At 47.2% G+C, this 22,118-nt stretch carries 16 protein-coding genes; 9 read left to right on the plus strand and 7 right to left on the minus strand.

Annotated elements, in window-relative coordinates:
* Positions 1-185: 185 nt before the first annotated feature.
* Entirely contained in the window at positions 186-659 is a 474-nt protein-coding gene (locus D0A37_RS19350) for a hypothetical protein (protein WP_242716766.1), read from the plus strand.
* A gap of 102 nt (positions 660-761) precedes the next feature.
* Here D0A37_RS19350 and D0A37_RS19355 read toward each other — a convergent pair whose 3' ends face one another.
* The 5 genes from D0A37_RS19355 to D0A37_RS19375 form a co-directional block, all read right to left on the minus strand.
* Entirely contained in the window at positions 762-2,444 is a 1,683-nt protein-coding gene (locus tag D0A37_RS19355) for a DUF262 domain-containing protein (protein ID WP_242716768.1), read from the minus strand.
* Between the two features lie 159 nt (positions 2,445-2,603).
* Positions 2,604-3,674, minus strand: a complete 1,071-nt coding sequence (locus D0A37_RS19360) for an aromatic ring-hydroxylating dioxygenase subunit alpha (RefSeq protein WP_242716770.1) — start codon at positions 3,672-3,674, stop codon at positions 2,604-2,606.
* Complete coding sequence (locus D0A37_RS19365) at positions 3,674-4,360, minus strand: class I SAM-dependent methyltransferase (RefSeq protein WP_242716772.1); 687 nt, start codon at positions 4,358-4,360, stop codon at positions 3,674-3,676. The genes D0A37_RS19360 and D0A37_RS19365 overlap by 1 nt, the downstream gene beginning before the upstream one ends.
* A gap of 313 nt (positions 4,361-4,673) precedes the next feature.
* Positions 4,674-6,674, minus strand: coding sequence for an FAD-dependent oxidoreductase (locus D0A37_RS19370; protein WP_445242417.1), 2,001 nt, complete (start codon positions 6,672-6,674; stop codon positions 4,674-4,676).
* Positions 6,675-7,080: 406 nt separating this feature from the next.
* Positions 7,081-7,254: a hypothetical protein gene (locus D0A37_RS19375; RefSeq protein WP_242716774.1), complete on the minus strand. Its 174-nt coding sequence runs from the start codon at positions 7,252-7,254 to the stop codon at positions 7,081-7,083.
* Positions 7,255-7,489: 235 nt separating this feature from the next.
* On the opposite strand from D0A37_RS19375, the gene D0A37_RS19380 reads away from it, so the two are divergent.
* Together D0A37_RS19380 and D0A37_RS19385 are read left to right on the plus strand one after the other, a co-directional pair.
* Positions 7,490-9,061 (plus strand): CHAT domain-containing protein, encoded by a 1,572-nt coding sequence (locus D0A37_RS19380; RefSeq protein ID WP_242725630.1) that lies wholly within the window; start codon positions 7,490-7,492, stop codon positions 9,059-9,061.
* A 127-nt stretch (positions 9,062-9,188) separates the two neighbouring features.
* Entirely contained in the window at positions 9,189-11,342 is a 2,154-nt protein-coding gene (locus D0A37_RS19385; protein WP_242716776.1) for a hypothetical protein, read from the plus strand.
* A 144-nt stretch (positions 11,343-11,486) separates the two neighbouring features.
* On the opposite strand, the gene D0A37_RS19390 is transcribed toward D0A37_RS19385, so the two are convergent.
* A complete protein-coding gene (locus tag D0A37_RS19390; protein WP_242716778.1) occupies positions 11,487-12,431 on the minus strand; it encodes a hypothetical protein in 945 nt (314 codons plus the stop codon).
* 1,007 nt (positions 12,432-13,438) lie between these two features.
* Here D0A37_RS19390 and D0A37_RS19395 point away from each other — a divergent pair.
* Complete coding sequence (locus tag D0A37_RS19395) at positions 13,439-15,535, plus strand: iron uptake porin (protein WP_242716779.1); 2,097 nt, start codon at positions 13,439-13,441, stop codon at positions 15,533-15,535.
* A 149-nt stretch (positions 15,536-15,684) separates the two neighbouring features.
* Here the strand turns inward: D0A37_RS19395 and D0A37_RS19400 are convergent, their stop codons facing one another.
* The gene (locus D0A37_RS19400; protein WP_242716780.1) at positions 15,685-16,938 is read right to left on the minus strand and encodes an FIST signal transduction protein; all 1,254 of its coding nucleotides are present in this window, start codon (positions 16,936-16,938) and stop codon (positions 15,685-15,687) included.
* Positions 16,939-17,679: 741 nt separating this feature from the next.
* Between D0A37_RS19400 and D0A37_RS19405 the strand changes: the two genes are divergently transcribed.
* The 5 genes from D0A37_RS19405 (at position 17,680) to D0A37_RS19425 (ending at position 22,084) form a co-directional block, all read left to right on the plus strand.
* A complete protein-coding gene (locus tag D0A37_RS19405; RefSeq protein ID WP_242716781.1) occupies positions 17,680-17,916 on the plus strand; it encodes a Calvin cycle protein CP12 in 237 nt (78 codons plus the stop codon).
* A gap of 535 nt (positions 17,917-18,451) precedes the next feature.
* A complete protein-coding gene (locus D0A37_RS19410; protein WP_242716782.1) occupies positions 18,452-19,072 on the plus strand; it encodes a DUF3177 family protein in 621 nt (206 codons plus the stop codon).
* Positions 19,073-19,363: 291 nt separating this feature from the next.
* Positions 19,364-20,797 (plus strand): hypothetical protein, encoded by a 1,434-nt coding sequence (locus tag D0A37_RS19415; protein WP_242716783.1) that lies wholly within the window; start codon positions 19,364-19,366, stop codon positions 20,795-20,797.
* Positions 20,798-21,312: 515 nt separating this feature from the next.
* Complete coding sequence (locus D0A37_RS19420) at positions 21,313-21,594, plus strand: peptidoglycan-binding domain-containing protein (RefSeq protein ID WP_242716784.1); 282 nt, start codon at positions 21,313-21,315, stop codon at positions 21,592-21,594.
* A 217-nt stretch (positions 21,595-21,811) separates the two neighbouring features.
* Positions 21,812-22,084 (plus strand): peptidoglycan-binding domain-containing protein, encoded by a 273-nt coding sequence (locus D0A37_RS19425; protein ID WP_242716786.1) that lies wholly within the window; start codon positions 21,812-21,814, stop codon positions 22,082-22,084.
* Positions 22,085-22,118 lie beyond the last annotated feature (34 nt).

Consider the following 22,118-nt stretch of genomic DNA (forward strand, 5'->3'; position numbering starts at 1 on the left):
GTAGTGTAACGTCGAATTTCTCGGGGTTGTACTTCCATGATTTTATCGTACTTGATTAACAATTTCTCTCGTAAGGGCGATCGACACCGCATTAAATGGGCAAATCATACTTAAGGCAGAGGTATTCGCTCAGCTTTAAGGTACACTTTTTGGCAGGAAACTTTGATTAAAACAGGGCCTTGTGAATGAATTTTAAATCGATCGCAAAAACAAATCTACTATTCGGCAGTTTGATAATTAGCCTCGGATTGCAAGCACTTCCAGCCACAGCGCAAGCAGTCACCGACGCGCAAGTTTCCGCCCTCGTAGAAGCGCTGCGACAAGCCGCCCCGCCTCAAACTGCAAATGACGGAATGTACAGTCAGTGGCAAGTTTTACCAGGCAATATTTCCCGCTGGGCAAAATTCTGTACCAAACAAGATTTAACACCGCAACAATTTGAGGCCGACGCGACAAAAGCCAAATCAATTGTTACCTGTATCGTGGGCGATTTGCTGCGCGACGAATACAAAGCTAGCAGCAACAATGAATTAACCGCTGTACGCCGCGCCGCTTGCTGGTGGATGACTGGGGAATCCGCAGCTTGCAAAAGTGGCGCCACTGCTACTTATGCCGATAAAGTTGTCAACGTTTACCAGCAGCAGCAACCTAAAAAGTAAAGTTTGAGCTAGGGGAATTTAGATTTTTTTGACCGCAGATGGACGCAGATGGTTTTGTGCCGATAGACAGATAAGAGCGATTTGATATCAAATTCAATTATCCTATAAGCGCCAAAGATTCTTGAGAACATTAATCAGCTCTTTCTGTCGTCGAGCGATTACTTCTGCCGTCCATTCCTGTTCCCGCAGCACTTGGGTAGTAAGTGCAAAGGGTGAAACACCTGTATTAGTGGTGAAATACTTCTGTTTTTTCACATCAAAATCATAATTTTGTGCCAGAGTGTTTTTCGCACGAGATAGTAAAACTAAGTTGCCAAGACGATGCACATATTGATCTCGCTCTTCCTGACTAGGAAACCACTTCATCCACTCACTATTAGCCCCTGGATTTTGGGGAAGTACGTGCTCGACAGTAATGTTGGAGAAGTTGTAAGATGCTTCACCTTCTGACAGAGCAGCATCTAAGCGCAGCAAAACATAACGACGAATTTTTTGAACCAGGTAAAGGTCACTATCGAGGACTCTAAGGATATTGTTTGACTCTTCAGGACTAAACTGGAGCGGTGAATTGGAATTGAATAAATCTTCCTCTTGCTCAATAGCAGTAAGCAATTTGCTGTAACGTTCAATGCGCTCATTGATATTGGCGCGGACAATCATTAAACCTGCGGCTAGGCGGTCTAAATCAGTAAAAAAACGCACCAAATTATCCGGGTTATTACGGTTGCGCGACAGGTAGAGAATCGCAGGAGGTATCCAGTCAAAATTATCAATTTTGTTTAACCATTTAAATAGTTGATTAATTTCCTCGGCACGTCGCTCGCTTTCATAGGTTAAGTTTTGAATTTCGGAAAAAGCCTTAGCATAAGGAGCTAAAATTTCATCAATGAATTGCTGAGACCCGGCGGCAGGATTGATGTTTTCCTGAAACTCTTTAAGGATACTCTTGCTAAGTTTTTTCTTTTCCTTAATCATCCGAATATGAGAAAACAAATCTTTGAATAACTCGCGTCCCAGATTCTCCTCGGTATCTTCCCACTTTTTAGTATATTTTTCTTGTTGGCTTTCGGGTATTTTTCCAATAATGTCAGCTTTCAAGATATCAGTTAGGGAGAGATCTAATCCCCTAGTGTTCAACACAGAAAATATACGATATGCAGAGTCAAAGTCAGGCGTAGAAACCACTACCAAGAAGCACTGAGTAATGATGAACTGGGCAAGGCGTATACAGCACTCTTCGCCTATCGCATGGAAACGTTGCAAGAATAAATGTGCATTTTCTCTAATCAGCTTCTGAGTATCCATCAGCTCAACACTGTTCAATTCTTTGAGCTTGTTAATACCACCTTCATTTTGAATATATGCCTTGAAAAAGTCTGCATCTCGCTCGCGCAAAGTCAGACGGTAACGATTATCTATACCCGCGATTAAGCTGCCTTTTTGGTATAGATAAGTGGTCAAGTCATTGGCGTGTTCTGTTGGCAATGATGCCCTGAGAGCAGCTAGTAGTATGGTGAGAGTTGTTAGACGTTGCTGACCATCTACAATTTCAGCATCTGGCGGCCCAGATTTGATCAAAACAATGCTGCCTAGAAAGTACGGGTTGAGTTTATCAATCGTGTCGTTACCATCTCCCAATGATGTTAGCAGGTCTTCCAGCAGTTCCCCAGCTTGCTCATTTGTCCAAGCATAAGGACGCTGGTAGAGGGGAATGGTGAACATAAAGTCATCGCTAAAGATTTTTCTAATGGGGTGTTCCTCACCCTTGATGCTGACACGGTTCATGCTTGGTTCCTGTGTTAGGTGTGGTTGGTAATTGCTTCCCGAAAGTCAATTTTCCCTGTTGCTAGAATACCATGCTCAAGCTTGGAAAGGCGAACTCTCAACTTAGCCTGTGCAGGCTGGTTTCATTCGTCCCGCTGTAGGCTTAAATCTGCGACTGAATTACCCATTTTCGGCCTGGCTTCTCATCAACTTTTGCACGCTTGCTAAAGCTCGATTTAATTCGTAACTCTTTCTTTCTGAATTCTGCAAAAAAGCCTGCTGTTCTTCCTCAATCATTAACACATCCTGCCGCACCAAACCATCTAATAACTTTTGAGCCGCGCCGAAACAAATATTTTTGATAAACCTGCGAAACCACACAGGCAATTTGTGCAGCCGCCAAAACGCATTTAATGAGGTAAAATGAATTAAATAAGCGCGAGTTGCTGTCTCGCTAAGCGGACAAAGCAAGCAGTAAATCTTAAAGTCGCTCCCCAAAGTTGAAACCCAGTGCGGGTAAACGTAGCTCACCTCTAACGGTTCCGGGTGCAGTCGGCGCAGAGATTTAAAAAATAACTGAGAAATTGACCATATTTTATCTATTTTGTAATAACTTTGTGCCTGATAGCGAGCAGTTACTTGATGCTCGTTTTCTTCTAAAGTATCTAACACTGGATTTGCCCAAGCTTGCCAATCATCGTGCAAGTGTCCGTGGTACATATCCATCAAGTTTTCAATTAAAAATGAATAGTGTGCCTGACAGTCGATAACTGAAACTGTGGCAATATAATTGAGATGTTCCCACTCTGGCAAATCCAGTAAATCTATTTTTTTTGCTTGCATTTCCTCGCCGGGAAACAGCCAGATAAAACCGTTTTTTTCCTGGACTGGGTAGCAGCGAATTTTGCAGTTAGGTAGCTTTTGATTTTCTGCTAAATAATCGACTTCGGCGCATTCACCGCTGGCATTTAACCGCCATCCGTGGTAAGCACATTCGATTAAATCGCCTTTAACTTTGCCGTGGCTGAGTTTAACTTGCCGGTGCGGACATCTATCTTCTAAAGCGTTGATTTTGCCGGCACTGTTGCGGAAAAGTACGATCGCCCGATTCCAGATTTTCGCAGCGATGGGCTGAGTTTGTACCTCGGTGCTGCGGGCGATTGCATACCAGCGATCGAGATTAATGCCCAACTCGCGGATGTGAGTTTTTTCGGCCCTTACAGAACCCGATTTTATCGCGTTGTTTTGCATTACAAATGTTCCCAGATTACGCCCATAAAACAACCCAATTTTACAAAATAACAGCCCGGAAAGCAACGACCGTAAATTTTTCTAAATCTCCGTTCTGACAAATACCTATCGCTAGCCAAATGCTTCAACCAGCTTGGCGACAATCTAAATTTTAATAATCTTAAAGCATTGCGAAAGCCGTAGGTGGAACAGTCGGGCCTAAAATCTCTCGTTGCCCCTAATATGTAGCCTATTGTAGCAGGTGTCTCGACTTCCGATATATTATCTAAAAAGACGATTTTTCCGTGCGGATTTAACAATTTTTTAATTGCATCGAGGGCGGTCGGGAGGTTGGGCAGGTGGTGAAAAGTAGCAGCACTAACTATTAAATCAAATTTGCGATCGAGCGCTAATTGACTGGCATCCATTTGGATGTATTCGATATTGGGGGCTGAGCGTTTTTCACGGGCGATGTCCAGCATTTTTGCAGATAAATCGACGGCCACTACATTATCGTAATACTGGGCTAATTCCAAAGCAAGAATTCCCGAGCCGCAGCCAATATCTAATACTGCACCTTTGCTGGTCGATAGATTTTTAATAAAGAAATCGTTCTGGCTTTGCAAGGTGGCAGCGAAATCGTATTCTGTTGCAAAAGCATCAAACATTACAGATTTATTGCGAATTTTGCAGTTACTCTTCAGCATCTATTATTGCTTTATACTCATTCAATAATATTTTAACCGTATATCCACCCCCCTCAACGCAGATATTTTTTTTGTTCGCAAGCTCTGCCTTTTATCTTCCGGGAAACCACACCCAGAAACCGTAACTCATCTTAACAAAAGAATGTAACTGTAGGAAACCTCCAAACCCTTATTGAATCAGTCATTCTCCTTCCTTAAAATCTAAAATCTAAAATCTAAAATCTAAAATTTAAAAAGGTAGGGCTGGGGGCGGGTTTCACCGAGAATAGCAGCCCATAATGGACGATTTATACAACCCACCCCGCTGCAAACCTTAGATTTTTAACACGCCTTCGGGATTCACGGTCAAGAGCGATCGCCTCTGCAAACCCTCCTGGTATAAAATAGCATTAGCTGCCAACAAACCGCTGCTCACTGCCCTTTCCATTAAACCGCACGGAAACGGCATTTTTACCCAATCTCCCGCAAACAAAAGATTAGGTACAGCGCAGCAAGTCTCCGGGCGTTCCGCATAACTACCGGGCGGATAGCCAGAGAAATTCTTTTGATTTACCAATTCCCGGTGCAGCATATTTGCCTCTTTTAATTCCGGTACAATTTCGTACAATTCTTGCTCAAAAGTCGCCAGCAAAACTTCCTGATTCGGAAATTCCTTCTCCTTGTAACAATAAGCGTGCAGTTCCACAACACTACCGCCAGTTTTCTGATTCCACTCGATGAACTGATCCTGAATTCGGTGGTAAAGCGTAATGCTGTCAGTCAGTTTGTAGCCGGAAAGCGAACTGAAATGGCTGTGTTCCCAGGGAAATTCGCGATCGAACCAAAAACGACAGACCGCAAATGGATCGGCTATATTCAAACTCTCGATCCGACTCTGCACCTGCGGATTCACCTCACCGCTAGCCAAACTAAACAAATGCTGCATCCCCGGAACATCAGCCGCCAAAACATAATAATCAGCCTTCAATGTTTCCGCCAATTTTTGCGGCTGCGATTGGTTAACTGCTGCGGCTAACTGTACCTCATCTGCTTTTTCATCGACTACCTTAAATCGAGGCAAATCCCGCTGAGCAGGCCCGCTCACCACTCGTCCTTCGGCATCAAAAACTGCCCCGTGACAAGGACAGTGAAATTGACCGTCGTTCTGTTTCTGAACTGTGCAGCCTTGGTGAGTGCAGCTCAGAGAAATGGCCTCTTTTCCCGACGGTGCGGCGGCAAATACGCTGTCCCCAGCGCCGAAATATTCGGTAGAGTTGCTGTCAGTTAACAGCGCGTTTCGCTTCACCCAAAAAGGTATTTTACTTTGCACGTCTCCAGACTGGTAAGTCAAAGAATCAATCTTGCCGTTTTCCCAACGAATCTCACTGACTGCGACATCTGTCAATACTTTGCCGCCTTTGCTTTCAATGGATCGGGCAATAGGCTGCACCAAACTCGTACCCATATCTTGCCGCGTGCCGTTGAAGGCCAAACCCTCTGGATTTCCGAAAAAGTAAAAGTGGAAAAATTGCATTAATTCTCCCGCGCTCAATTCGTCGGGAGCATTGAGGCTGGATTTGGCAAAAGGCAGAAAATACAAGTCATAAAGCCCGCGCGGAAATTCGCCTTTTACCCAGTCGGCAACTGATATATTGTCGAGGCGATCGAAAGTTTTTTTAGTTTGAAAACCACCGATTTCCCGAAATACTTGCCAGTGAGCGGGTTTTGTAAGATTGATTCCCCACTTGAGCCGATTGGGAGAAGATATCCCCAAATCAACTATATTCCAGGGAAAAGCTGAATGGTTGGGACGGAAAACTTCGGGTTTGTATTTGCCGTCTCGAAACAGAACGGCGTAGGATTCTAAGGATACAAAGTTCTCAGTAATTTCTAGTTCTTCAACCACACTTTTGAGGTTGTAGTATTGCGGAAAAAAACCGTGGAAACCGTGTTCCATCATAAAAGTTTCGTTCCCAACTTGAATCGGCCAACTAGCAATTTTGCCACCTAGTTGCGGCGACTTGTCGAGCAATGTTACGGCGAAACCCCGCTGGGAGAGTTCGTAAGCACAGGCAAGCCCGGCCAAGCCTGCCCCTACAACTGCAACGGTTTTGCGCTGATTCAGCATTCGTGGCAAGTCAAGAGAATCTTGCACAAAAATGGTGGGCTCTGGCTTGGAAAATCGAGAGTAGCCCAGCAGCCCGCCGGCGGCACCGACTCCGAGGAATTTGAGGGCGGTTCTTCGAGAAACTGGTTCGGATAGCGGTGAATTGGTTGATTGACTCATCAGCGGTACGCGGTAACAGGCTTTAAACACAAATACGCCATAAGGCATATATCATAGACCGAAAGCATGATATGTGAAGAAATACTAAGACGCATCCCCCAATTGGATCGCACCGTGCCAAGTTCGATCGCACACAATGTATAGCGGAACGAACAAGGCTTTAGTTATCTAGGAGAGAAACAAGAATCAATAAGGAAAAAGCGATCGACCCCATAGCATAAAATCCTCTAAATAATTAAGGGTTTTTATTTATGTTGCTCAACTCTTGGCAACCGCCGCCAATGATTCTACAAAACTAGGAGATTTTCAGGCAAAATCTTAGGCAAAAGGCAGTCTGGACGAATTGTACGAAATAACTGGAAAGATATCCGAGGGAAAACAATTAACCAGTCGAGTTTTAAGTAAGTGGTCGAGAAAAAACTTAACTATTTTAAAACCAGTAAATACAGAGAATCTATCTACTGAAATCAGTCAATATCTGGTCGCTCGATTCATGATATTCCTCATTCAACACCAAGACCAAACCCGATTTAACTTGAGAAGTCCAGATGTGCCGCAAAAAGTCAAAGACGGCCGTAGAGGTAATGCCGATTAAACCACATCTTGCACCATTCTTAAGAACGGGCAAGATGCCCGTTCCACAAGAGATGAATTTTTTGTGGAACAGGCATATTGCCTGTTCATAAAAGGATTATTGAGAATGGTGCAACATCTCAGTTAAATGCACCTGGCTGCTAGGTAAAAAACAGGACTTACTACGTGAAGAAACCGGGTTTTTGCATAAGTCCTCCTTATGCAAAACTTCTGCATAATTTACAAAACTTTACATTACTCGTGAATTTATTGGTGCGGGGACTCGGTTGGTGCTGGTGTCCACACCCTACGGTAGATATTTGCGGTTGACCTTGAATGCTATAATCCTGCGGCGATCGCCAGCACAGTCAAAATTCCCACCCACATCCCAACTTTTGCCAACTGCTGCCGCCAACGGCGCCCTCAACCGCCCCAAAATCATGCACTACCAATCCCAGCAGCAACGCCAAAAACACACGACTCAGAAAAAAATTAAAAAAGCTATTTTTTACGGTTTGATAGCAATATTTTTCTGCTGGAGTACCGCGAACCTCCCTACAATTGCCCAAAACACAGGCCAGGGCGGGCTTAACGGCCAGGAAATGAGAAATTTGCTCGATCGGGGCAACCTCACTGAAGCCGTAACCAGAATCGAACAAAACTGGGAACAAGACTATCAAAAATACTTTGAACAAGACTTTGCAGCCCGTGCGAAAACCGCCGAAGCAATATCAAAAACTCTCTCCCGCCTAGCAGTTCAAACAAAGAAAAAACCTGCTTTAATTTACGCTATCCCGCGCACCGACCAACTAGAATTAATCTTAATATTGCCCGATCGCCCGCCCATTCTCCGCAGCGTCCCGGAAGCCAAACAAGAGAAACTCCTCTCTGTAGTCCAAGCATTCGGCAGCGAAATCACCAATCCCGTAAAACTCAACACCACCAGCTATCTAGAACCAGCCCAACAACTCTACCAATGGATAATTGCACCCCTAGAAACCGATTTGCAAACAGCAAAAATTGAAACCTTGCTGTTCTGTGTCGGCGCAGGTTTGCGAACCGTACCCCTAGCAGCAATGCACGACGGAAAGCAATTTCTGATCCAAAAATACAGCCTCTCCCGCATCCCCGCCTTCAAACTCACAGACAGCAATTACACCGACATCAGAAACGTGCAAGTCCTAGCAATGGGAGCATCAGATTTCGCAGAAACGGCAAACAAAGAACCGCTGCCAGCAGTGCCGTTAGAACTCGGCGCGATCGCCCGACAGTGGCCCGGTCAATCCTTTCTCAACCAAGATTTCACCATAGTAAACTTGCAATCCCAGCGACTGCAACAAAAATACGGAATCATCCACCTTGCCACCCACGCAGAATTCCGCCCCGGAACCCCAAATAACTCCTACATTCAATTTTGGGACACCCAACTCGGTCTCGATCAAATGAGAGAATTAAAATGGAACAATCCGTCTCTCGAACTATTAGTATTAAGCGCCTGTAGAACCGCCTTGGGAGACAAAGAAGCAGAACTCGGATTTGCAGGTTTAGCGCTGCAATCAGGAGCAAAATCAGCCCTCGCCAGCTTGTGGTACGTCAGCGATGCGGGGACTCTCGCCCTGATGACAGAGTTTTACCAGCAGTTAAAAATCAGCAGGCCAAACGACCCTCCAATCATTAAAGCTGAAGCTCTCAGGCAAGCACAAATTGCCGCGATCGAAGGCAAAGTGACGATCGAAGGCGGTCAACTGCGAAGTGCCCGAGGCGACATTCCCTTGCCCCCGTCCATCCCCAAACTCGACAGCAAAGATTTATCCCATCCGTATTATTGGGCAGCTTTCAGCATTATCGGCAGTCCTTGGTAAGTGGGCCTCTTGACCGACAGTGGTGATAGGCTATAAAACATAAGTAATTTAATATCTGTAGCTGTCGCTCAACAAACCACCACCAACCTGTGACGAATCAAGCGGGAGCCTTCAAGGGGAAAGAAAGATGAAAAAATTAGAATTTTTGCTACAGAAAGAAGGCGATCGCGCCTGGTTGCCCCTAGAAAACTCCGACGTGGAAATTCTAGAAGGCAAATACCGTGTGGTTGCTCGCATTCAGCACCCCAACACCGACATCGAAATTCGCGTTACCCATACTTCCTTCGACCAAGGGGCGCAGCGGAAAGTCCAAAGTCGATCGGCCCGCACCAACCCCGAAGGATTAGTCGTGATCATTCCCTACACCAGGCTCAAACCCGGACTGTGGGAACTCTCATGCTTGCCAGATCCCAAAGCAACACCACTAAAACCTTGGCAGTACGGCGTTCAGTTGGAAGTATTGCCCGCAGAATCGGAAACCTCCGAACCCCTACCGCCGATCGACCAAACCGAACCCGCAACCTCCCCCGCAGCAACACAAATCGCAGCACCGGTCGATCGCCCAGCTCCACAAATTGCAGCACAGATCGATCGCCCAGCCCCACAAATTGCAGCACCGGTCGATCGCATAGCCCCACAAATCGCAGCACAGATCGATCGCCCCGCACCAACCCAAATCGCAGCAGCCGATGCAGCACCGCCGCAGACCAAAATCTACCAATTCCCCATTCCCCAAACCCCCGAACCCAAACCGGGCGTCCAACTCGAACTCGTCCTCGATCGAGAAACCTTCGTCACCCAACTCGGTCGCCCCTTAATCATTTCCGGCAAAATCGACATTCCCCAATCCCCCCAAAAAACCAGAAAAACAGCAACTCTCCTCCCCGAATCCGAAGCCCTAGAACTCAAACAACTCATCGGTTCAGCACAACTGCAAATTTACCTGCGCGACCCCCAAACCTCAAAAATTCTCGCAGAAATCCAGCAGCCGATGCCAGAACAAGTTCCCCCCTGCATCTTTGCTTGCGTCACCTACATTCCAACCGAATGCAAAAGCCGCCTAATTTTAGGAGAAGCAATTCTTAGCAGCGGCGGCGTCACCCTAGCCACCAAACTATTCACAATTACAGCTCGTTTAGAGCACCTTCTACAGGAAATTAAAGACAATTTCATCGAAGAAAAGCATCAAGCTGAACCCTCCCCAACAGCCTCAAAACCGTCTGGAAGCGCCAAAAATATATCCTTCCTCAAGCTAGTAGAAAAATCCTTAGACCCTCCCTCCCCCGCCGAAGCCCCAACCACTGAAGCCCTACCCCCTCTACTGGCTTCGCGTCACACCCCAAGTGCAGGCGGTCTAGAATTGCCCGCATTCGGTAACAAACTGCCCGACAGCAGCCGATCGCAATTGCTGTCAGAAATCTCCAATTCGCCTCGAACGGTCGTAGAGTCGATCGACCCACAAACCAAACCCTCAGACACCCCAACTTCCCCTAAAACAGCGGAAATAGGAGCGATCGACCAAAAACCCGAAAACAGCCCCGAACTAGAAACAACCGCCCCAGAAACCCCGCCAGCACCCACAAGACAGGCATTTCAAACCTTAAACGTCGAAAGTCGATTTTGGTCGCGACTGAGTTCCTTAGCCAGCAACGGCGAATCCCCCGACTGGCTCAAAGCAACCACCCTGTCACCAACTCCAACAGCCGGCGCAAATAGCAGCGACGAAATTGCCGTTGTGGAAGAAAGCAGCTTAACCCAACAGCAACTCGAAACCAGCGAAACAATTTCCGACCCCAAATCCACTAGCCCGGAAGCCAGAGAATTTGTCGTTTTTGACGAACCCCCGCAGCCGAAACAAGTTGCTCAAAAAACCAGAACTGTCGCAGTAGAAGACACTCCCCCGACTCCCTACGTTTTGCCAGAAGACGAGTTAGTACCGATGCCGATTTTGGAATTGCCGCGGGCCGAAATCCTCGCCGGCGGGCCAGTAAAAGTGCAAGTGCAACTGCCGGAATTAATGCCCCGGATTTATGTGAAAGTTTGGGTGTACGATCGACAAACCTACCTGATTCTTGACGGGCCGCGCTGGATTACCGAATTTAAATCTAACGGGTTGGGAAATGTTCGAGCAAGTGTCGAGTTAGAGATTCCCTACGGCTGCATGGAAGTCGAATTTGAGGCGATCGCCGTCGAAATGCAAACTCAGCGGGAAAGTCACAAAGTAAGTGTTCACCGCCAAGTTTTACCCCCAGCCGGGCCAACTTTACCCTTGGATGAGTAAGCCAAAATCCGCGTGCATCCCGGTTCATCCGCTGACATCAGCGGTAAAAAAAAGCCTCTTGACAAAAGACTAGAAAAATCAGGACTTGGCGGCGAGAAGTTGAGGAATATTCTCCGTTTCTCGCCGGCGCGCCCCAGTCTTAATCTACTTATTAGTCAACTGGCGAAACTTCTTTTTAAACTTATTCTTATACACGTAGATCGATCGCTGTAAATCCTCAACTTGCAGCGACATTTGGGCGGCAAAACCGGTGCGGTTCCAAACATCCTCCTCACACTTGCGGCGACAAAAATTCATTGGTTCTGAGTAAACTTTCCTACTAGATAAAGTCGGTTTTGGGCCGCACCAGTGAATCACCGTCGCCTGAGTGCGATCGCCCGCAGGCCCGCTTTCTTCCACCGGAAACTGCTTTCTCAGCAAATCCTGGTCAAAATCCGGCACCAACAACTGCATATCCACATTCTGCACCCGCAGTCGATTTTCTTGTGCCGCCCGGAAAATCATAAAGTTTAAAAACCCCATTTCTCCGTACTTAAATATCCCCGGATTTGCAGCCGTAAAATCTAAAATTTCCACGTATTCTTCCAAGCTAAAAACGCCGCGTTTAGCAAAGAAAGTACCTGTGCAGAAATAGTTCGATCGCGATTCCGACCAACGAAAATTCGGGAAATGCTTCTCAACGCCCGGAATGTCAAAGAAAAATTCCGAAACATCCGCATCCGGGTAATCGTAACAAGGCTTATCTACAATAAAGTCAAAGTCTTGAAAATTAGCCAATTTGAGAACATCGCCCCAGACGATCGTATCGGCATCCAAAACCATAAAATTTGACCAAGGACTTTCCCAGAAAGCAATCATTTTAGTTTTGCCCCAACCAAAACTTCTTTTTCTGAGAACTTCTTCAGAAACAGTTGTGCGATTGATAACTCGCACTCCATAGGATTTTTCCAAGGCACTCACAGAAAACGTACCGTCAATCAACAGACAAATCGGCACATCTCCCAGGAAATAGCGGATGCTAGCACAGCAACCCTTAGCAAACAGATAATCCTGGTCGCAGCAGGCAATAATAATACCAAAATCTTCCATAAACCCTCACTCTTTTACACTAATACCAGTTACCCAAAATAATGCAACTGTAGGCAAGATCCAAACCTTTATGTCATCAGTTATTGCCAATTATTTAATCGAAAATGGTATAACTTGCTCACCCCCAGCGTTTGGGTTTTTTGTTCGGCCAGCAGCTCTATTTTCGACTTCGGCATTTTCGCCAGCTTAACACTAAACTCCTGCAATCGTCTGTAGGCAAAAACATCGTTAAAACCTCTAGGAATCTTGGATCTAGTGGTCGGCCAAGCCACTGAGCTTTCCTGGCGCCAACAGCGGGTCAAGCACCACCCGTTGCAGCCATACTCAAACAACAAAAAAGTTGTGTTAAAATAGCGGGAAATTAAACCCGCCGACGGTTAGTCTCAAAAAGGGCGATCGTCCTGGCAAGTCCTGACGGCAGCGGGCATCAAAAAACCAAAATTGGTCAAGCCTGAACTTTGGTTTGGACTGCGTAAATCTACTTGCCTTTAGGTCTTAGTTCCCCACTCATGGCGGGAAAATAGCCCCGGCTAGGTCGCGAGGTTTAAAGTTAGGTTAAAAAGCTTGACATTAGAGGAGCAAAAGCTGTATAAGGGATGCGACAAGCAGCCATAATCCTACCTAATAAATAATAACTGTCTGTTAAGTCTGGCGTAACCGAGGACTCTGGGCAGTTGTCAGTTAGAGGCAGATTGTGGTCGAACCCGTAGAACCAGTGGTCGATCGCCCGCAGAGCAACTCAAGCAAGTCTGGCGATCGAGAGATGAAATTAGCCCGTGATGGTATAATCAACTGTAATGTAATGTGGGCTTGACCTGAATTGATGCCTGGGCGGTATAAGGGCTCAGCCCCTTAAGTTCAAGCAGAAGTAGAGACGCCTACTGTGAATCAACAGTTATGGATAGGTTCTATTTTGGCAGTTATTGTCAACAGGCAAGCAACCACAAAAATTAGCAGTTGGGAATTGCTGGTCGTCGAGTTGAATAGAGTGTGAAGGTGTGAGGAAAATGAACAGAACTTTTTGGAATTTACTGCTAGTATCCCCGGCAATTCTGGGGCTATCATCAGTCATGAGTGCCACTGCGATCGCCGCAGAAGCAACCGCAACCGCTGAAGCCAACCAGCTAGCTACAGCTCAGTCATCTGAGTCAAAAATTGCAGAAATAGTTGGAGAAATAGTTGCAGAACCAGTTGCAGAACCAGTTGCAGCAGCCCCTGCTGCCCCAGAAAACCTGGCTTTAAACAGCAGCGACGCAGCGGCCCAAACCCCGGTCGTCAACGAAGCAGACGCTGAAAAACTCGCCTCAATCGAACCAGAAACCAGCGAAGCAGCAGTGCCAACAACACTGCCAACAACACTGCACACAACAGGGAGCGACATCGAGTTAGCAGCCCCAAGCGCTCCGACCAGCGCCCCAGTAGCGACTGAACCCCTAGCAGCAGCAGGCACAGCCGAACCCTCGTCCCAAGCATCCGACTTGGCAGTGCAAAGCAGCCAGACAGACACTCCTGGGAAAATTGAAGTGCCAGCAGTCGCCAGCACCCCAGCTATTACCCCAGTTACTACCCCAGTTACTAAGGTAGAAATTGCTCAGACACCAGCCGCCGGAATGGGCGGCCCCATCGTCCCTGTCGCTCCCCAAGCGCTGCCGGCCCAACCGACCGGAACGATGTCCCAGGTGACATCAGTCACTCAGCTCTCCGACGTGCGCCCGACAGATTGGGCATTCCAAGCCCTGCAATCGCTAGTCGAACGCTACAGTTGTATCGTAGGTTATCCCGACGGCACCTACCGCGGCAACCGCGCCCTGACTCGCTACGAATTTGCAGCCGGCGTCAACGCTTGCTTAGACAACATAACCCAGCTAATTGGGTCAACAGGTAACTTAGTTACCCGAGACGACTTAGCCATCCTGCAACGCCTGCAAGAAGAATTTGCAGCCGAACTTGCTACCCTGCGCGGACGAGTAGACGGCCTAGAAGCTCGCACCGCAGAACTCGAAGCCAACCAGTTCTCCACCACCACCAAATTGAATGGAGAAGCCGTTTTTGCCGTCAGCGACACCTTCGTGGGAGATGGTATCCGCCTTGAGGACGATAGAACAGTCACCAACTTCGGCTACCGGGTGCGCTTGAACTTATTGACAAGCTTCACCGGTCGAGACTTGCTCAGAACCCGCTTGCAAGCAGTCAACGTCGCCAACTACGGAGCATCAACCGCTACCGGCACTAACATGGCTCGCTTGGCCTTTGACGGCCAGGAGGGCAGCCAATTCACACTAGACGAACTGTACTATCGTTTCCCGGTCGGTCCGGCTACAGTCTTTGTCGGTCCTAAAGGACTTGACCTGGATGAAATTGCAGACACGGTAACACCCTTTAACTCTACGGGTACTGGTGCCATTTCCAGATTTGGAGTTCGTAACCCGGCCGTATTCCGCGGGCCGCAGGGAGCTGGCGCAAGTTTGACTTTCAACTTGGGCCCCCTCCGAGCTACTGGGGGCTATCTTGCCTCCGACGGCGATGCTCCCGACCCCGCAAACGGCCGGGGCGTTGCCGACGGTTCTTTCAGCGCTCTGGGTCAGATCGGCTTTTTTAGCAGACCGTTTGATTTGGCCTTCACTTACACCCACAAATACAATCGCGCAGGCGATGTTGGCATCATGGGCGGTACGGGCAGTGCCTTGGCTAACCGGCCCTTCGGTCAAGCAACCACTCAAGCAGATAACTATGGCGTGCAAGTTAACTTCAAACCCAGCCGTCGCTTTCAGCTTGGCGGTTGGTACGGTTATACGAAGGCTGAGCAACTGCGGGGGGGCGGCAATGACGCGACGATCCAGAATGGTGCTATCACTTTGGCCCTGGCAGATTTTGGCCGGCAAGGCAACCTCCTCGGCTTCGTCTTCGGTGTACCGCCAAAAGTTACTGAGAGTGATGTCGCCAGAAACCGCGACACCTCTTATCACTTAGAAGGTTTCTATCGCTTCCAAGTCAATGACTTTGTGTCAGTGACACCGGGCGTTTACGTGATTCTGAATCCAGAACACAACCACAGAAACGACGATATCTGGGTCGGACTCCTCCGTACTACCTTTACTTTCTAAGGTTTCCAGACCTCTAGTTACAGCTAAAAGCGGCAGGCGACTGTCGCTTTTATTTATTGGTCATCAGTGGATCGATTTTAGATTTTAGATTTTAGATTTTAGATTTTCAACAGTTAACAGTCATCAGTCAACAGTCAACAGTTCACAAATTATGAATTTTGGCGGCAAATCCCGAATACGGATGTGTAGCCGTGCAGAAATGTGCTACCGCCGACGGGGCCGATTTCGCCATTGCAGAAAAAGCCACCCAGGGGGATGTTTTTGAGGTATCGGCCAAACAGTCGGGAGTCAAAGTTCGATTCGCCGTAAAGCCCTTCACCCCGCCCCAGACAAGAGAACATTAAGGCGCCGACGCTGGATGTACCACTGTACTCGGCGGCCCGCTGATAGCGATCGAGCAGCATTTCTAGGTCTTCTGCGGAGGTGCGCGCGTCCCGCAGGTGAAATTGGATGCGCTGTCCGGGACGGACTCGATCGCCGATCGCAATTGCCCCCACTTTCGGATCTACTCCCAACAGATTGCGGATTAAAAAATCTCCCGGCTCTAATGTCAGCTTGAATTCATCGCTGACTAAGCCTACAAATAACGAATGCTGGGCTAATTCTCGGTCTTCTTCGCTCAAAGTTTGAACTAACTCTCGCAAAGCCTCTAAGGGCGATCGCTCGATGCCCCCGCTGTCGGTATCGTCGGTTTGTTCTTCGAGTTTTAGCAAAATATTGCGCTCTCCTTCCGTCACCCGATAAGGATGCCCGATCGGCCGGCAGCCTTGAGCTACGATCGTTTCCAAAACTATATTGCCGCTCAAAGCTACCCCAACCGTCCCTTCTCGGTAAAGCTGATAGTCGCAAAACAGCGCCGCCCCTCGGCCCGCACCGTCCCCCCCGGCGAGCCCCCCTACCTTGGCCGCGCCCGGATAGGCATAATCTAGCCCTTGGAGCAAATCGTTAATTTTTGCGGAAAAGGGGTCGGCCAAGATGATGAACTGCGGTTCTTCCTGGGCCGGCACGCCCAAGAGATCCACCCAAGTATCCGGGGGACTATCTAAGTCCGGCAGTTCTTCTGCACCGACGTGAAAAGTTCTGACATTCACTCCCGGCAAACGCGCTAGACTCAAGCTGACTGCGGGAGATCCCTCGACTTCTTCGGTGAGGCCGCCCCGGTTCGTGCCGATGACTCCTCCCCCGCCACAGCCCAGGATCGCGGGTACTGGCAGCAGTTCTCGCAGTAAAGGCATCAGCCGAGAATACTCGCTGGCAAAGGCAGACGAGATAAATATCAGCGCTAAATCAGCCGGGCCTTCTAGGTCGCGATCGGCTTGTTCTACAACTTCTTTGAGCGCTGATTCCAAAGACGGACGGGTTGATAAGGCGCTGACCCACTGCATTTGGTTTTCGGTGTACATAAGGCAAACTTCTCTATAAAACTATCTCTATACATTAGGCTAACCGGAACTGGCCACTGGGGGGACGCTATTCTGGGGCGATCGATTCCCCATCGATTGCCGTTCTTGTGTTAACATAAGTTAACATGAGTGTCCCCTTAATCTGTTTAGTGTTAAATGCCGTATTCAGCTAAATCTTAAAAGATAAAGCTCAATACAGTTTGACACACCAACCTCGTGTAATGTTTTCATCAAAAGTAAGGTCAGCTCGACCTACATTGATGCCTGTGGACTCTTCCCCCGCCGACGGGGTAGAGTAAAGCAGGAAGTAGAGACGGGCTGCGATCGTAGTTATGGATGGTTTCTATCTGGGCTGCTGCAACAGCAGCGCATCTCAAGCTATTATTAGCTGGGGTCGCCAGACCGAAACTGCAAATCCCACCCAAACTAACATCCAAAAAGAAAACCTTTCTTACTTAATAAGGTCAACGACCCAGGTCTAAAGACACGCTCGCTTCGAGCCTAAGACTTAAACCACAGTTGACCGGCCTCAGACTTTAGAGGTCTACGTTTTTTGAGTTATGACACCAAGCGGATGCTTAGCTAGTCCCTTGCTCTGTCGTTAACGGTTAAACATCTTTATTTGGGTTAAAGACGTGCCGTTAGCCGAACAAGCTCACTAAACAAAGGCGCGTGCTAACATTACCTAGAAATAGGTCGGGGACAACCATATTCTCCTACACTTTCATACCAACAAGTTTTATGACAACAACACCCCCAGGCAACATCCAAGAAAAAATTGAAGAAGAACTAGAAAGCGCTCGTACCGTCTGTGACACCAAGGGCGCCACTTCCGGGGAATGCGCGGCTGCGTGGGACGCAGTTGAAGAACTGCAAGCAGAAGCTTCCCACCAAAAGCAAGTCAAACCTAAGAATTCTTTTGAAAAATTTTGCGACGACAATCCTGACGCTGCTGAGTGCCGCATCTACGAGGAATAAACGAGCCATTTAGCTCTATCCCTTCCCTCCCGCACCGAAATCTCTATTTTGGGGCGGGAGAATTTTATTTTAGGGGGTTGATCCTGGAAATAATGGCGAGATTTGCCCACTATCCCAATACAATTCAAATCCGCCACATTCCCCCTCGCCGCCAGGGCTGTTTCATTCTCTTGTAGGGGCGGCCCCAATGTCTGAAAGGCTTGTGCAATCGTCTGTGGGCGGGTAGGCATTCTGGGCACTACAAGAGTCAAAATCGCGATTTTCGTGAGAATGAAACCGCCCTGCCCCCAATGGGGACAAGAATTTGCTCTTGCGTCCCCATTGGGGGCCAGGATGGGAAGGAGAGAGCTCAGGAATAAACAGTTTTAACTCAAGCGTATTGCCGTCTATCGTGTCTCAAGTACCCTTCAAACCGCGCCAAGTACCTTAGAAAAGGTAGCAGTAACTAAAACATTAAGACCGTGTTCTGGTTGCTGATTTTTTAGCATTTTTGTAGTAAAATTTGTGACAAATAAGTGAGTATATTTTCCCAAAGATGTTGAGTCTTTTATTGGCAGCCACCGGGCCTTGGTTTCAACCGCTAGTCTGGATGGATTACCGGTTGTCTGTGTTATTAACAATTTCGATCCCGCTGGTAGTGCTGATTTGGGCTGTTGTGGCAAAAGCTGAGGCGATCGTCCGTTTGTCGATTATTTATTGGCGGGTGGCGAGTTTGCTGGCAATTACCCTTTACCTGATGATGGCTGCGCTGCCTGTGAGCTTTGTGTCGTCGGTGATTGGGAGGGCCTTAATTCCTGCTAGTCTGTGGTTTTGGGAGGATTTAAACGAAGAAATTGCCGATCGACCGCAGTCGCCCCTGAAACTGGCTTTTACAGCTTGGCGGTGGGCGATTACTGTTTACAGCGGTTTGGGCGCACTAGCTCAACTTCCCTTCTTAAGCTGTGCCTTTAAATCTCAAATTGAGGTAATTGACGAACCTTTTTGCCGCGTTTGGTTAGACCCACCTTGGCTCTACAAACAAATGTTTCACCCTACCGCAACCCCTCAATTTTTGGGATTTTTGGGTCTGATAGGTTTAGGAATCTATGTAATTTACTTCTCATACTTTGTGCTAATTAGACTAGGAAAACAGGGGAGGTCAGCTACCGGAAATTAAGGGGATTTTAAGTAAGTATTTGCCTCTTAAATAGCCGCTCAAGTCTTCCACAAAAAGCTCAAAAATCCCAACTCACAAAAGCGGAGCCGCATCTAGGAAAAAATTAAACTAACAGCAGGGTGGGTGACGTGAAGTTGCCCAAAAACGGATACAAGCCGCCGACTCCAGTCGTCGAGATCTAACAATTTTAGACTAAGGTTCCAGCTTCCAGATCCATCTGTCGAGAAAATCTAAAATCTAAAATCTAAAATCTAAAATCGACTGACAGCAATGTTATTGGGAAAGACTGTGATGGATAGCAAACAAGCCTACTTACAGTGCTTAGACAGGCTGATTTGGGCCCTCGATAGCCTGGAAGCAAAAGTCGAACCAAGTGAAGTCGCTCGGATTGCCGAACTGATTGTTCAGCCGATGATGGGGCCCTGGCGGTTTTTTCACACTCCCGAACATATTTTTGAGGTGGGGGGAGATGAAGACGCGATCGAGGTTTTGGCAGCTTTATTTCACGATACAGTCTACGTGCAAGTCGATCGCAGCATTAACTTTAACGTCAGCTACTACATCACTCCTGTTGCAAAAGAGGTTAACCAACAACTACAAATTCGGGATCAATCTGAACTGCCGGCGGATGCTATCTTCGAGATGGTAATGCTGGTATTCAATTTTGTACCGGGCCAAGTCCTCCATCCTTTTTCGGGACAAAACGAATTTCTTAGCGCTGTGGTAGCAGCCAAAGCTCTAGAACCATTTCTCAAACGCGAGCAATTGCTTCAAATTGCAGGCTGCATTGAAGCAACCATTCCGTTTCGCTCTGCCGAGTCCGGAGTAACAGTAAGCCAGCGTCTTTATGAGCGCTTGCAAGCAATAAATAGCCTGTTTAACCTCAGTTTGACTGACGAGGAAATGCGGGAAACGGTGAAAAAATCCGTGCGAATCTCTAACCGGGATGTGATGAGTTTTGCTCACCATAGTTCAGCCCATTTTTTGGCAAATACCTGGAATTTACTGCCGGAAACCAATCACAATCTCATCTGCTGCGGTTTTTACACGGTTCGCGACTACCGAGTTGCTTTGGTTAAGATGGAAGGTTTTCTGAATTATCTCAAGCCAGAAATAATTTTCCGGCAGTTTGAGGGATATCCAGACGATCGCACCTATCAGCGGTGGGAAACTACTGCTAAGTACAATCTCGAAATTGCGAAGCTTTATTTGGGGTGCAAGCTGTCTGCTCTCGCCCTGCTAGAAGCTCTCTCTTCTGGTTTGGGAATCGATGTTTCTCTGGCGATGATGATGGGAGGAATTCCGGATCAATCTGTTAACTGTGTGCGCCTGGAAAGCTTTTTCCCACAGATAGAAAAACCTTATCAACCTAAAATTGGTTTAGAAGCGGAAGTATTAAATTTATTAGAAAATGGGCGGGCTAAAAGCACTTCTAAAACCGATTTGGAGAATTCGCCACTGACAACGTTTGTGGTAAAAATTGTTGGCTTTGAGGAAATGCGCTATCAGTGCGCTCGAGCTAAGGAATTTTTTCTACAAAATCTCGACGCTGACGACTTTATTTCCGACTTTAACCCGATAGTTACAGAAATTGTTATTGATTCAATTCTCAAGTTATTTGACACCCGGAAATCTACTATCTACCGATACTACGATATCACTTCTAAGTTAAAGTCCCAACCCGAGAGCCATTTTCCCGATCGCCATTTTCGATCAAAGGGTTAACTAGCTTTAAATACAGTATTTTTGCCTCCTCTATAGAAAAGATTATTCCTCAGCTTATATAAGAGTGGAGCGATTGCACCGTGACAGGATTGATTGACTCGCTTTCTCTACGTCAATCAGCCTATCCATCCCCACACCAACAGCCCTACAGGTAAGTAAGTAGGCGGAATTAAACCGCATAATCTAACACTAGGTAAACAGGTTTAAGTCAGGCAGTAGAGAGCCTGTGGAGACTTGACCGTCGTTTACATAGGGGGGTTTTTTGGCGCCGACTTACTGATGGTGTGGGGCTGGTGGCAAAGATGCTAAAAGTTGATAAAAAATGGAAATTCGCTGCTGTTTGCCTTTGACAATTACTGTGTACAAAACGGGTTTGATAGCTGGCTGTCACTCATCTGAGCTACCCCCGATCAGCGTCACTATAAAAAGCGACTGTTAAAGCACTTCTCCCCACAGCTACAACTGGGGAATAGCAAGTTCAAACAACTTGCAAACCACTAATCCCCAATCAAACCATGCAAACCACAAATTCAATTTACGCTCAATTGCCTCTTTGCTCTTCACTGCCCACACTGAAACGAAATAATACCACTCTTGCCAATCAAAACGTGCGCTATCTCCAACAATCCTTAGTTACAAACGGATATCCCGTCGCAACTGATGGATTTTTCGGCCCAAAAACCGAACAAGCAGTCATCAAATTTCAAAAGGAAAATAAGATTGCTGTTGATGGCATTGTCGGCCCTCAAACTTGGAGTCTATTAGGCGCTTGTTATACAGATGAACCCGGATGTTAAATCAAAGTTAACTAATCTTAGTCGCGCGGGTAGCAAGAAACTGGGTTTTTTCACAGCAATACTTCCTTTACGCCCCCAGAAACGCTAAAAAACCTGGTGGTTGAGCGAAGCCAAAACTCCGTTTATGCCAGTCAAGAGTTTACCCAGGACTATTAACATCATTTCCGCACTTCTGTGCTTTCAAACAACTTGTAAACAACCAATGGAGAATTAAACCATGCAAACCACAAACGCAATTTACATGGAATTACCTTCCTGTAGTTATTTTCCCCTACTCAAACGCAACGATGGCGTCACGCAAAATGAGGACGTTCGCTACCTTCAGCGACTCTTGAACGCCAATGGGTTTTCCGTAACTACTGATGGAGGATTCGGCCCGAAAACCCAACAAGCAGTCATCAATTTTCAAAAGCAACAACAAATCGTTGCTGATGGCATTGTCGGCCCTAAAACTTGGAATAAATTGGGTGTTTGTACAACTATATTTTAAAGTTTGTGCAACCATCTTTTAAAGAGAGTAGGGC

The sequence above is a fragment of the Microcoleus vaginatus HSN003 genome, assembly GCF_022701255.1.
GTDB lineage: Bacteria > Cyanobacteriota > Cyanobacteriia > Cyanobacteriales > Microcoleaceae > Microcoleus > Microcoleus vaginatus_B.

Excerpts from the sequence above, each read along its gene's own strand:
- D0A37_RS19420 (WP_242716784.1), top strand. The coding sequence starts at position 21,313 with ATGCAAACCACAAATTCAATTTACGCTCAATTGCCTCTTTGCTCTTCA.
- D0A37_RS19360 (WP_242716770.1), bottom strand. The coding sequence starts at position 3,674 with ATGCAAAACAACGCGATAAAATCGGGTTCTGTAAGGGCCGAAAAAACT.
- D0A37_RS19400 (WP_242716780.1), bottom strand. The coding sequence starts at position 16,938 with ATGTACACCGAAAACCAAATGCAGTGGGTCAGCGCCTTATCAACCCGT.
- D0A37_RS19415 (WP_242716783.1), top strand. The coding sequence starts at position 19,364 with ATGGATAGCAAACAAGCCTACTTACAGTGCTTAGACAGGCTGATTTGG.
- D0A37_RS19410 (WP_242716782.1), top strand. The coding sequence starts at position 18,452 with ATGTTGAGTCTTTTATTGGCAGCCACCGGGCCTTGGTTTCAACCGCTA.
- D0A37_RS19350 (WP_242716766.1), top strand. The coding sequence starts at position 186 with ATGAATTTTAAATCGATCGCAAAAACAAATCTACTATTCGGCAGTTTG.
- D0A37_RS19355 (WP_242716768.1), bottom strand. The coding sequence starts at position 2,444 with ATGAACCGTGTCAGCATCAAGGGTGAGGAACACCCCATTAGAAAAATC.
- D0A37_RS19365 (WP_242716772.1), bottom strand. The coding sequence starts at position 4,360 with ATGCTGAAGAGTAACTGCAAAATTCGCAATAAATCTGTAATGTTTGAT.
- D0A37_RS19370 (WP_445242417.1), bottom strand. The coding sequence starts at position 6,674 with ATGCCTTATGGCGTATTTGTGTTTAAAGCCTGTTACCGCGTACCGCTG.
- D0A37_RS19385 (WP_242716776.1), top strand. The coding sequence starts at position 9,189 with ATGAAAAAATTAGAATTTTTGCTACAGAAAGAAGGCGATCGCGCCTGG.
- D0A37_RS19425 (WP_242716786.1), top strand. The coding sequence starts at position 21,812 with ATGCAAACCACAAACGCAATTTACATGGAATTACCTTCCTGTAGTTAT.
- D0A37_RS19405 (WP_242716781.1), top strand. The coding sequence starts at position 17,680 with ATGACAACAACACCCCCAGGCAACATCCAAGAAAAAATTGAAGAAGAA.
- D0A37_RS19390 (WP_242716778.1), bottom strand. The coding sequence starts at position 12,431 with ATGGAAGATTTTGGTATTATTATTGCCTGCTGCGACCAGGATTATCTG.
- D0A37_RS19395 (WP_242716779.1), top strand. The coding sequence starts at position 13,439 with ATGAACAGAACTTTTTGGAATTTACTGCTAGTATCCCCGGCAATTCTG.